This window comes from Planctomicrobium stercoris (assembly GCF_051465655.1).
Classification (GTDB): Bacteria; Planctomycetota; Planctomycetia; order Planctomycetales; family Planctomycetaceae; genus Planctomicrobium.
On the sequence record NZ_CP195791.1, the window covers coordinates 4534971 to 4548043 of the forward strand.

At 58.3% G+C, this 13073-nt stretch carries 7 protein-coding genes; 3 read left to right on the top strand and 4 right to left on the bottom strand.

The features are described from left to right. Positions 1–16: 16 nt before the first annotated feature. The 3 genes from SH661x_RS18180 to SH661x_RS18190 form a co-directional block, all read right to left on the bottom strand. Positions 17–3385 (bottom strand): efflux RND transporter permease subunit, encoded by a 3369-nt coding sequence (locus SH661x_RS18180; RefSeq protein WP_437224448.1) that lies wholly within the window; start codon positions 3383–3385, stop codon positions 17–19. A 61-nt stretch (positions 3386–3446) separates the two neighbouring features. Beyond that, positions 3447–6842, bottom strand: a complete 3396-nt coding sequence (locus SH661x_RS18185) for an efflux RND transporter permease subunit (RefSeq protein WP_437224451.1) — start codon at positions 6840–6842, stop codon at positions 3447–3449. A gap of 101 nt (positions 6843–6943) precedes the next feature. After that, on the bottom strand, positions 6944–8158 hold the full coding sequence (locus tag SH661x_RS18190; protein WP_437224454.1) for an efflux RND transporter periplasmic adaptor subunit: 1215 nt from the start codon (positions 8156–8158) through the stop codon (positions 6944–6946). Between the two features lie 422 nt (positions 8159–8580). Here SH661x_RS18190 and SH661x_RS18195 point away from each other — a divergent pair, with 422 nt between their 5' ends. The 3 genes from SH661x_RS18195 to SH661x_RS18205 all read left to right on the top strand — a co-directional run bounded on the left by SH661x_RS18195 (position 8581) and on the right by SH661x_RS18205 (position 11962). Beyond that, complete coding sequence (locus tag SH661x_RS18195; RefSeq protein ID WP_437224457.1) at positions 8581–9261, top strand: TetR/AcrR family transcriptional regulator; 681 nt, start codon at positions 8581–8583, stop codon at positions 9259–9261. 256 nt (positions 9262–9517) lie between these two features. Then, positions 9518–11458, top strand: coding sequence for a hypothetical protein (locus SH661x_RS18200; protein ID WP_437224459.1), 1941 nt, complete (start codon positions 9518–9520; stop codon positions 11456–11458). Positions 11459–11644: 186 nt separating this feature from the next. Further along, positions 11645–11962, top strand: coding sequence for a YkgJ family cysteine cluster protein (locus SH661x_RS18205; protein WP_437224462.1), 318 nt, complete (start codon positions 11645–11647; stop codon positions 11960–11962). Between the two features lie 49 nt (positions 11963–12011). Here SH661x_RS18205 and SH661x_RS18210 read toward each other — a convergent pair whose 3' ends face one another. After that, positions 12012–12914, bottom strand: coding sequence for an ATP-grasp domain-containing protein (locus SH661x_RS18210; protein WP_437224464.1), 903 nt, complete (start codon positions 12912–12914; stop codon positions 12012–12014). Between the last annotated feature and the right edge of the window lie 159 nt (positions 12915–13073).

Consider the following 13073-nt stretch of genomic DNA (forward strand, 5'->3'; position numbering starts at 1 on the left):
CACCGCTTCGACATCGTTATGTCGTTTCATTGTGTGCGAGGGCCGGCGCCGATTCAGCGGGCGCGTCGTCCTCTTCGCGCGGCTTCTCGGGGAAGCCCCATTCGGTCACTCCCTGAATCACATAGAAGAACAGGGGCGTCATGAAGATGCCGAAGATCGTCACCCCGACCATCCCGGAAAACACAGCTGTTCCAAGCGTTCGCCGCATTTCGGCACCGGCCCCTTCCCCGATCACCAGGGGAATCACGCCGAAGATGAACGCCAGTGACGTCATAATGATGGGACGCAGACGCAGCCGGCACGCTTCCAGAGTCGCTTCTCTCAGCGAAGCTCCGGCAATGCGGCGCGCGCGGGCGAATTCGACGATCAGAATGGCGTTCTTGCAGGCCAGTCCCACCAGCACCACGAAGCCGATCTGGGTGAAGATGTTCACGTCCATCGACGCCATGCGGACCCCCACGATGGAGCAGAGCAGACACATCGGCACCACGAGAATCACCGCGAGCGGCAGGGACCAGCTTTCATACTGTGCCGCCAGCACCAGAAACACCAGTACCACTGCCAGAATGAACGCGATGAAGGCCGTGTTCCCCGCGAGCTGCTGCAGCAGCGCCAGTTCAGTCCACTCCACCTGCATGGATGGGAGCAGTGCATTGTGGGCGATCCGCTCCAGTGTTTCGAGTCCCTGCCCGGAGCTGACCCCCGGAATGACGTCCGCGTTGATGGCGGCGGTCGGATAAAGGTTGTAACGGGTGATGAGCACGGGACCCCGTACCTCTTTCAAGGACGCCACCGACGCCAGCGGAACCATCTGTCCGCTGGCACTGTGGACCCGCAGTCGCTTCAGGTCTTCCTGCCGCATTCGATATTGAGAATCGGCCTGAATATTTACCTGCCAGGTTCGTCCAAAGCGGTTGAAGTCGTTGACGTACAGCGAGCCGAAGTTGACCTGCAGTGCTTCGAAGATCTCGGAAAGCGGCACCCCCAGTTTGCGGGCTGCCTCGCGATCGAGTTCGACAGACAACCACGTCGCGTTCGCCCGGAAGCTGGTGAACAGGCCGCGGAAAATTCCGGTCGCTTCAGCTTCATCGATGATCTGCTGGCTTGTTTCCTGCAGCGCCATCGATCCGTTATCGCCTCGATCCTCCAGCATGATGCGGAAGCCCCCGGCCGTTCCCAGCCCGTCGATCGGAGGAGCACCCACAACGTCAATCAAACCGTCTTCAACCTGCTCGTTCAGGGCTTTGCTCAGCCGCTCTCCAATGACATCACTGCTGAGCCCCAGATGGGTTCGTTCATGAAACGGAGCCAGCATCACATACATCGAGCCGAAGTTGCTGGCGTTTGCCTGCATCAGCAGCGACTGTCCTGTGATGGCCACAGTGTGTTCAACGCCCTCGATCTTGCGGGCGACCGCCTCCATCCGGTTAATGACCTGTTCCGTCCGCTCCAGCGAGCTGGCATCCGGCAACCGCAGATTGACCAGCAGATACCCTTTGTCCTGTGCCGGAATGAACCCGGTGGGGGTTTCGACGAAAACTTTCTGGGTCAGGTACAGCATGCCGCCGTACACCAGGAGTCCGATGACAGAAACCCGCAGAATTCCTCCCACGACCTTCGCATATCCCATCGTGACCCACCAGAACGCCACGTTGAACCCCATGAAGAACCGGGCCAGCAATGCGTTCAGCAGTTTGCTCAAGACTCCAAAGAGGAGCAGACCGGCAATTGCCGTCGCCAGTCGTGTCCACGATTCCAGCCCAGCCAGTGCAGGTTGTTCTGAAACCCAGTGTGCAGCGATTGGTCCCAGATACTGCCAGCAGGCCCATGCACCGATCAGCGCGATCCCCACGCGGGGAAGCGGTTCCGGGGCGCGCTGCGAACGTGGCTGCAGCAACAATACCGCCAGAGCCGGACTGAGAGTGAGCGAGTTGAAGGCGGAAATCACGGTCGAAACTGCAATCGTGACGGCGAACTGCCGAAAGAACTCACCAATGATTCCAGTGACGAACGTACAGGGAACGAACACCGCGGTCAGCACGAGCGCCACTGCGATCACCGGACCGGAGACTTCATCCATGGCTTGAATCGCTGCATCCCGCGGCGTCATTCCATGTTCAATGTGATGTTCAATCGCCTCCACCACCACGATCGCATCGTCCACCACGATCCCGATGGCGAGCACGAGTCCGAAGAGTGTCAGCGTGTTCAGACTGAATCCGAACGCCGCCATGGCTGCGAATGTTCCCACCACCGCCACGGGAACAGCGACCAGCGGAATGATGGCAGCCCGCCATCCCTGCAGGAAGACGAGAACCACCACAGCCACCAGAATCACCGCGTCACGCAGAGCATGAAACACTTCCGCGACCGACTCTTCGATAAAGGGAGTTGTGTCATAGACAACTCCGGCAGCGACTCCCTGCGGAAAACGGTTCTGCATTTCCTGCAGCCGCTTTTTCACCTGAGCAGCGGTATCAAGAGCGTTCGAACCCGGGAGCTGATAGATCGACAGAGCCACGGAAGGCTTGCCGTCGAGAGAACAAATCTGGTCATAGGCAATGGCCCCCAGTTCGGACCGGGCGACATCCTTTAACCGGATCGCCCGCCCCTGAGAGTCGGTCTTGATAATGATGTCATCAAACTGTTCGTCAGTGACCAGCCGGCCCAGAGTGGTCATCGTGAATTGAAAGACCTGTCCGTCCGGCACCGGCGGCTGGCCGATCTGCCCGGCAGCGACCTGCGAGTTCTGCTGTTCGATGGCGTGAATCACATCTTCAGCGGAAACGCCACGTGCGGTGGCACGGTCTGGATCGAGCCAGACACGCATGCTGTAGTCGCGCTGCCCGAGAAAGGAAATGTCGCCCACTCCCGGGAGTCGGGAGAGTTCATCGCGAAGCTGAATCGTGGCATAGTTGCTCAGGTACAGGTTGTCGCGGGAGTCATCAGGCGAATACAGGTTGATGATCATCAACACTGTGGGCGATTTCTTTTTGACCATCACGCCCCGCCGCTGCACGAGCTGCGGCAACACCGGTTGAGCCAGCGCTACACGGTTCTGCACAAGGACCTGCGCCAGATCCAGATCGGTCCCCGGGCGGAAGGCGACCGTGAGAGCGTACATGCCGTCATTGGTGCACTGGGAGGACATGTACAGCATCCCCTCGACACCATTCACCTGCTGTTCAATTGGTGCGGCAACAGTATCGGCGACGACCTGTGCATTCGCTCCGGAGTAGATCGCGGAGACTTCCACCGTCGGCGGGGTGATGTCGGGATACTGCGTCACCGGCAGCGCGAACAGCACGATCATCCCTGCCAGCGTGATCACGATGGAGAGAACAGAAGCGAAGATCGGGCGATCGATAAAAAACCGGCAGAACATGTAATGCAGACTCGTTGCGGGGAAATGTCTGTTGACGAGCAATCTTTGCTGACGCGGACAATCAGGTTTTCTGGTCGGACGTCATTTGAGTTTCTTCCAGCGTTTGGCCTGTGTGGTGATTTACTCTCGGACGGTCTCGGACTGTGGCAGGGTCGGAACTGTCAGAATCCTTCGACGGAATCTTGTTGAAACGGGATGCCTTCGGACTTTCACGGAACAGACTCTGAACCCACCGGACTCCTTGACCTCCCATGCGTCGGGCTGGGCCCAGGCGCAGGAGATCCAGTGCTCCTCCGCCCGCTGCCCGGATCCACCGCTGTGAGAGCACGGAGTGCTGGGAAATGCCGTCAATCACGAAGAAGAAGACGGGCGTCAGAAGCACTCCGAATGCGGTCACTCCCAGCATTCCGCTGAACACCGTAGTTCCGAGTGCGCGTCGCATTTCCGCCCCGGCGCCCGTCGCAATCACGAGCGGCACCACACCCAGGATGAACGCGAACGAGGTCATCATGATCGGCCGCAGACGAAGTTCACAGGCCTTCAGGGTGGCCGTGCGGCGATCAATGCCGGAATCCCGCTGCAGCTTCGCGAACTCCACAATCAGAATGGCGTTCTTACAGGCCAGCCCGATCAACACCACGAATCCGATCTGCGTGAAGACGTTGATGTCCATTTTCGCATACCAGACTCCAGAAATGGAGCAGAGCACGCACATCGGCACCACGAGAATCACCGCCAGCGGCAAGGACCAGTTTTCATACAGCGCGGCAAGCACCAGAAACACGAACACCACGGAAGTTGCAAAGACGATCATCCCGGTGTTGGCGGTCGTCCGTTCGAGGAAGGTGAGCTCCGTCCACTCGTACGCCATATTCGAAGGAAGCACCCGGTCTGAAAGTGCTTCCAGTGCCTGGATCGCCTGTCCGCTGCTGAATCCCTTTCCGACGTTCCCGTTGATCGCTGCAGCGGGATACATGTTGTACCGCGTCAGCACGAGGGGGGCTGCGATCATCCGCACGGTGGCCAGTGAGCCGATCGGAACCATTTCGCCATGAATGTTGCGAACCTTCAGCTGCGGGACGTCTTCAATTTCATTTCTGAAACGGGAGTCCGCCTGCACGATCACCTGCCAGGTTCGTCCGAACAGGTTGAAGTCATTCACATACCGGGAGCCCAGAAATCCCTGCAGCGTGGCGAACAACTCACCGAGATTCACCTGCTGCTTCAGGCATTGTTCCCGATCGATGTCGATGAACAGCTGAGGCGAATTCTCTTTGTAGACGGTTGTCAGGCCAACGAGCCCCGGCACCTTGTTCCCTTCGGCGACCAGATTGTCAGTCTCATCCTGGAGTGCCTTGAGCCCCGCTTCCCCGCGGTCTTCGACCATGAATTTGAATCCGCCGGCCCGCCCTAACCCGTTCACAGCGGGAGCCGGGAAGACGCTGATCAGAGCTTCAGGAATTTCCTTGGCGTATCTGGCCCGCAGATGTGCGGCAATTTCATCGGCATACAGTTCGGGAGACCGACGGTCGTGAAAGTTCTTCAGGATGATGAACATCGATCCGAAGTTGGAACCGTAGGCACTCAGGATGAAGGAGTTCCCGGCCACCGAGTTCACGTTCTTGACCCCCGGCGTCTCCATGGCGATCTTTTCGATCTTCGCCACGACATCACGGGTCCGAACCGCCGCTGATGAGTCCGGAAGCTGAACACTCGCGATCAGGTACCCCTTGTCCTGCGAGGGAATGAAGCCGGTGGGCAACTGCTGATAGCCCCAGCCGGTCAGCCCCAGTAGACCGACATAGACGATCAGCACAATCATCGGAACTCGCAACAGTCCGCCGACTGCGCGCAGATAAGCAGACGTCGTCTGCTTGAACCCGAAGTTGAACAGCCGGAACAGCCACCCCAGAAACGTATCGAACAGCCAGGTGAGGGGGTCCCTGCGGGTCCCCGGTTTTCGCAACAGCATGGCTGCCAGGGCCGGGCTGAGCGTCATCGAGTTGATGGTGGAAAGGACGGTGGAAACGGCAATGGTCAGTGCGAACTGCTTGAAAAATGCACCGACGATCCCTGAAACGAACATACACGGCACAAACACAGCGGTCAGCACAAGTCCCACTGCGATAATCGGACCGGAGACCTCGGACATGGCCTGCAATGCGGCCTTTCGAGGCGACAGACCGTTTTCAATATGATGCTCCACCGCCTCGACCACCACGATGGCATCGTCGACCACGATCCCGATCGCAAGCACGAGTCCGAACAGCGTGAGATTATTCAGACTGAAGCCGACCACATACATGGCGGCAAATGTCCCCACGATCGCAACCGGCACCGCCAGCAGCGGAATCACAGCGGCGCGCCATCCCTGCAGGAAGATCAGCACCACCAGTGCGACAAGCAGCACGGCATCCCGCAGCGCCTTGAACACTTCTTCGATCGATTCCCGGATGAAGGGCGTTGTGTCATAGCCGATCTCATGCACGACACCGTCGGGGAAATCCAGCGACAGTTTATCCATCGTCTCTTTGACAGCATCCGCGGTGGCGAGAGCATTTGCGCCGGGAAGCTGAAAGATCGCGAGCCCCACGGTCGGCTTGGCATCGAAGCGGTTGTTGATGTCCTGTGATCGGGCATTCAGTTCCGCTTTTCCGATATCACCAATGCGGATGATCCGACCATCGGCAGTTGTGCGCAGAATGATGTCTTCAAAATCTTCCGCCGAGACAAGACGCCCCTTCACGGTGAGCGGGATCTGCTTGCGTTGCTCACCCGGTGTCGGCGGTGCACCCAGTTGTCCGAGAGCCGGTTGCAGGTTCTGCTCGCGAATCGCCGCCATCACGTCACTGACCGCCAGACCGCGGGCGGCCAGCCGCTCCGGGTCGACCCAGATGCGCATGCTGTAATCGCGTTGTCCGAAGACGAGAACTTCAGAGATCCCCGGCAATCGCGCCAGTTCATCTTTGATTCTCAAGACGGCATAGTTGCTCAGATAAAGCTGGTCGTATCGACCGTCGGGAGAATTGAGACTGACCGTCAGCAGAATATCCGGTGAACGTTTCTTCGTCATGACTCCGGTCTGACGCACCACCTCGGGGAGCATCGGCAACGCCAGCGCGACACGGTTCTGCACCATCACCTGCGCCAGGTTCAGATCGACCCCCGGCTTGAACGTCACAGTCAGCGTGTATGAACCGTCGCTGGTCGACTGTGAAGACATATACAGCATGTCCTGCACACCGTTGACCTGCTGTTCGATCGTCGCCGCCACGGTCTCCGCGACGACTTTGGAACTTGCCCCGGGATAATTGCAGTCGACCTGAACTGTCGGCGGAGCGACCGGAGGATACTGCGCGATCGGCAGGAAGAAGACCGCGATCCCCCCTGCCAGCGTGATCAGAATGGAGATCACGGTGGCAAAAATGGGCCGGTCGATGAAGAACTTCGAGAGCAAAGGGGATGGACTCGATTCAGGATCTCGGAAGGAACTTGCTGGTCTTCGAGCAGGCGAATCGCGACTGGCGATCGCACAGGAGCGATCTCGCGAAGTTGAAATTATTCAGCGGGACTTGCGGCCGACCATTCACGCGGAGCGACTTTGGTGGAGGGACGCACCCGCTGCAGTCCGGTGACAACCACCCGGTCGTTAGCCGTTAAACCGGAGGTGATGACCCGCTTCCCGCCGGTGAGCCAGCCGACTTCCACGCGGCGATATTCGATTTCATCGTTGTCGTTGATGGTATAAACGTATCGCTGCCCCTGATCCGCCCCGAGTGCCTCTTCCGGAATCAGCAGTGCATCCGCTTCGGGCCCCAGCGGGACTCGCAGCCGCACGAACATCCCGGGAGACAACAGTCCGGTCGGATTGGCCACAGACGCCCGTGCCCGCAGCGTTCCCGTCCCCATATCGATCTGATTGTCGACCCAGTCGAGCGTTCCAGTCAGGTTGTATTCATTTTCCCCTGCGAGCGCAAGGTGCACTGGGAGGTCTCTGTCGGGGGCTGCTTTCAGTTTTCCTTCTTCCACGAGACGACGCATGACAAGCACGCTGCGCTCGTCATAGTCGAAGTAAGCAAACATGGGGTCCAGAGAGACGACGACCGCCAGTGGTGTCTGGTCCGCCTGAACGAGGTTGCCGGGGTCGACCAGTCGCCGACCGATCTTTCCTGAAAGCGGAGCTGTGACCCGTGTGAATGCGACGTCGAGCTTGGCCCGATCACGCACCGCTTCCGCAGCGACACGACCTGCCAGCGCACGCGCGACGTCGTACGTCAGGTTTTCCACTTCCAGTTCGGTGGAGGCCTGTGACGTCAACAATCGCTTCGCCCGGTCCAAGTGCAGCCGCACCCGTTTGAGCTCAGCGTCCCGTTCCAGCACGGTCGCTTCCGCCTGCTCCAGCACGGCGGCGTAAGTGGAATCGTCAATTTCGAACAGGACGTCACCCGCTTTGACATCGGCTCCGTCCTGAAAGTGAACTTTCGTCAGATATCCACTCACCCGGGCCCGCAGTTCAACCGTCGCGGGGGATGAGGTCCGTCCGCCGAATTCCTCGAACGGAGCGACTGGCTCCACGGTTGGTCGAACGAATTGCACGCTCACAGCGGGTGGAGGGCTGGGTGCCTTTGATGCCGCTCCGGATGCGGGACTGGCCTCGGACGACTTGGCGTGACATCCGGACAGAGAGGCCATCACCGCCATCGCACAGACCGGAAGGAGGAGGACCAGTGATGCCCGGAAGCGATTGGGGAACAGACTTTGAGGTTTGGTCATGAAACGCATTCTCCGAGCATCCAGCAGGCTGACATCCGGCCATCCGATTCAGCGTGTGCGACTGATTCGCTGCGTCCCACACCTGAAGTTTGAAGCGAAAAGTTCTTCCACTCCGAAGAGTACGAGCAACCGTACTCTTGAAAATTCGTACAATTCCGGCCATAACTGACTGACCAGTCAGTCAGTTCATTCTACACATCACAGCAGGACATTCAATTCACCGTCTACCGAGGGCCGCTCACTCCCGGTCCCGAGCCAGAGCGGACGGCAAAATTGGTGCAATCATCAACGCTCGATCGAGATCGAGACACCATCCCTGAGTAGCCGTACGGGGCTCCAACCACCGCGGTTCAGGATTTGATACAATACCTTACTTCAGACTTCCGGCGTCAGGCTTTCGAGTGAGTCAATCTTCTTCAGTCGTGGATCTTCGTTCTCAGCGGAAGCACGCGCGCCATCGCGCGATTGTCGAGACCGCGGCACAACTCTTTGCAGAGCTTGGATATATCGATTGCGACATGGAGCGGGTTGCCGCCAGTTCCGGGATCGCAAAGGGGACGATTTACCTTTACTTCCCGGGGAAACAGGAACTGTTTTTCGCCTGTGTGGACTGGGGCATGAGCGAATTGGAGTCCCGGGTTCTCGAAGCAGCTGCCGAAGACGTCCCTCCGCTGTGCCGGATCGCCCGTTCGATGCGGGCCTACCTGCAGTTTTTCGAGGACCATCCGCAGTACGTGGAGCTGACCATCCAGGAACGGGCGATTTTCCGTGACCGGAAGCGGAGCACGTATTTTGAACATCGCGACACCATTCGCACCTTTTTCCGCCGGATCTACGAAGAACTGATCCACAGCGGAGTCTTTCGCAGCGACCTGCCTGTGGAATGCCTGCTCGACACCATCGGCTCTCTGCTGTACGGCACCATGTTCATCACAAACTCTGTCGGACGCACGGTCAGCCTTGAAGAACAATACCGCGCGCTCACTCAAACCGCCTTTGGCGGACTTCTCTCGGATCAGGGGAGACTCGACTGGCACGCACTTCATCTTCCGGACTCCGAATCTGCACCGACACCTGACACTCCTCATCCCGTCGCCCCATGATCTGGGTCGTGTGATTCAGGAGCCGGCAATTTCACTTTGGTTCGCCGAGATGGAGCTGTCCGGTTTTCCCTCACGCTGCCCAATCGCGTACACTGCTGGAGAACGGGGTCACCGGCCACTGTCATTGATGCACACGTAGAGAGACATGTCGAATATCGTTTCATTGCACTGCCCGCACTGCGGGACGAAGTTGAAGATCAAAGATCGATCTCTCTTCGGACAAAATGTGAAGTGTCCAGGTTGCAAAAAGAAATTCGTGCTGCGCGACCCCAACGAACCGGTGACGTCAACCGCCGCCGAGGCAGTACCGACTCCTGCTGCCGCACCCGCGTCTCGACCGACACCCAAGGCCACAGTCCCTCCCAGAAGCGCGAACCCGTTTCCGGACTTCACTCAACTTGAGGATTCGCCTTTCGACGATGATGTCCCCGCCATCTTCGCTGGTCCTCCCGCAGCCAAGGCCCCCTCGGCTTCGCCGCTCCCATTTCCGGTCGGGTCGGAACCCCCTCAATCAAACGCCTCCCCAACTCCTTTCCCAAGCTCCATCCCGGCAGCCGGTCCGATTGTCCCCGTCGACGCTGACGAAGAAATTCTCAGTCCACTGAAAAAGAAGAAGAGCGGAAAAGCATTCCAGATTGGCCTGTTTGCTGTCCTTGGTCTGGCAGGAATCGGGATGGCCGCGTTTTTCCTGACTCAGGAAAAGCCGGCACCGACATCCGCAGCGACGTTGACACAGAGCACGGAGGCGGAATCTCCGGGACGGCCACTCGACCCAAATCAGCCCTATTCGAAGCCCCTTCTGGAGCGTGACAAGGAACTGGTCGCTGAATTCAAACCGACCTCCGGTCAGCCAATCGAAATGCTGATGATGCCCAGCGGGGTCAACCTGCTGATCCATCTGCGCCCGGCCCAGCTCTGGTCAGAGAGCTACAACTACAAAGTTCTTCACGCGAGTCTGACCGACGACCTCATGAGCTGGATGCGGGACCAGATCAAGGGGCTGTGTCGACGCGATCCAGAACAGATTGAAGAACTGACCATCGGCGTGCTGCTGGGAGCCCGCGGGACTCCTCCGCAGTACTGCTGCGTGGTGAGACTCGTCGAGCCCGAGAGACTATCGACGCTGATTGAAAGCTTCCCCGGCAAATACCTGTATGAAATCACGGAGCGTCCGGACCTGAGAATCAAGGTGGACGATCAGCACGGTTACCTGATTCAGAACGAAAAGACCTTCGCAATCTGTCCTGCAGCTATGGCGGGAGACCTGGAATACTCCATCGACACACCGAACACCGACATCGGTGTCGGGATGGCGGAAATGCTCAAGCGAACCGATCGACAGCGACTCTGCACGATGATCGCAGACGTTAACGACCTCGAGATTCATTCGGGAACGCTGGTCCCGGCAGCCGCCCAGCCATTCCTCACCGCCGCCACCGAATGGCTCGGAGAGAACATCGAGACTGTCAGCTGGTCGCTGCAGCCTGAGCCCTACTTCCATTCCGAGATCGCGTTGCGACCGGTCAACACGATGGAAGTCGCAAGGCTGGACAATGAAGTGAAAGGCAAACTGAACAAGCTTCCCGAAACGGTCTGGAAAGATCTGTGTGCAAAGATGCAGCCGCGTGAAATGCGGTTCCGGAAGTTGATCGGTCGCCTCCCCGCGATGCTGGCGGCTGTTACGGAAGCCACTGTCAGCCAGCGGGAAAATCGCTGCGTCCTGCTGACGACGGTGCTGCCCGCGAAAGCGACTCCCAATCTGGCCCTCGCAACGATGTTTGCCATCGATGAAGCGACTCGAACCAACTTTGCACAAGCGACTGTGGCAAGCAGTTCACAGAACAAACCGACCTTGCCCGAAACGGTTGCCGAACGGATGAAGTTGCCTGTCGACGCGGAGTTCAACCGCACCCCACTGGAACAGGCACTCACGTATCTGTGTGGAGAAATCCAGGTCAAGCTGTTTGTCGACGGCGATGCACTCAAGGATGCAGGTTACACCAAGAACATGCCGCAGACGTTTAACCTCGGAAAGGTCCCGATGCAGCGGGCCCTGTTCGAAATCGTGAACGCTTACCAGGAAGATGGGAAGGAGATGGTGATCTCCGTGGATGAGGCCACCAAGTCCATTACCGTCCTGACAAAGAAGTTCGCCGACGCCAAAGGCTTACCGGTCTTCCCGTTGAAAGCGGAATAGCCCCCGAACGCCACAATGCCGTGAGGCTCGCTCTAGACCAGTTTGGTCTATCATGTGCAGGCGATTCAGGGTTTTCACCGCATGAAAGTCCATATGATCGCCTGCGGAACGTAATAGATTATTTGCAAAACCGCTCTAGCAGTCTCCCCACAGCGAACTTGTGTCCTCCATCCACACAGTGCGAACATGATGAACGCCCCATTGCCAATGCTCGAAAGTTGCGAGGGCTGCGGAGCATGCTGCCGCACGATCAGCGCTCCTCCCTTCCGGATCGACCACACGGTGAACGAACCCCGCGAGCGTGGAGTTCCACAGGATCTGATCGATGAATTCCTGCCGACATGGGAAGTCCGCTTTCAGGTGATCACCGATCGCCCCTGCCTGTGGTTCGATGAGGAAACGCTCCGCTGCCGTCATTACGACATTCGCCCCAGCGCCTGCCGGGAATTCGAACTCAACAGCCCCTCATGCATCGGCGTGCGTCACGAATACGGTCCCGGATAATTCACATCGAGAGGAAGAAAACGTTTCCCCACTCACTAGAAGTGTGTGGCTAAACGGACTGCATGATTGCGTCCGCAAACTTCTCTGGAGCATCCTTCGACGCACCGAGAAACAGGAACGGTTCATTGATTTCCAGTTCAATCAACAGGAACCGACCGTCACGGACAACGCCATCCACGCGGGCGTACAGAAGCGCGCCATCCACTTTCGAGACGATCGCTTTTGCCTGTTGAATCAGGTCAGCGGACGGAGTCATTAATTCATATTCCCCTCCGTGCTGATGCTGGACGCGAAAATCCCCTGCTGCCGGACGCTTGATGACGGCATGGCTGAACTCACCTCCAAAGAAGAGGAACGACCATTCGCCCTGCGAAAGGATCTCGTCCAGGAAAGGCTGAACAAGCGTTGCTTCCTGTCGGCACTGATCCTGAAATCGAAGCTCATCCCGCTTCGCCTTTGCGGAAGAGGTACGCCATGTCTGATGGGCTCCCGCCGAGACAACCGGCTTCACGACCACTTCATCCCAGCCACGTTCTTCCAGAATCGACGACAACCGCTTCCGACTCCCTGCAGGGACCAGTTCCAGCGGAGCGATCTCCACCCCCTGCTGCGCCAGATCCAGCAGATACGTTTTGTTGATGTTCGACAGGACCACCCGCGGCGGATTCCACAGCGGAACCCCCGTCTCGTCGCAATGTCGCAACCACGCGGAATATCGGTCTGCGTGAAAGTGATAATTCCAAGGAGAGCGGATGACGACCCGGGAGAACCGCGACCAGTCGACAGCAGGGTCATCCCAGGCAGCAGCGACGACGCCGACCCCACGATTCCGCAAAACGTCCGCAACCAGACGATCATCACTGGCGATGTCGGGTGAGTCCTGATAGGTGACAAAAGCCACGTCAAACACAAACGGCTCCTCAGACCAGACACGAGCGATTTCAACGGTCATCGATGGACCCGACACGATACCCCAAAACCCCCTCAAGTTCAGCATCCAGCAATCAGCTCTGGACACTGGACTCTCGACTCTGGACTCCAAAATCCCGCATCATGGACAATCGCGAACCGGATTGTCATAATCGTTCGATGGAAACGTTAGGTCCAGCGA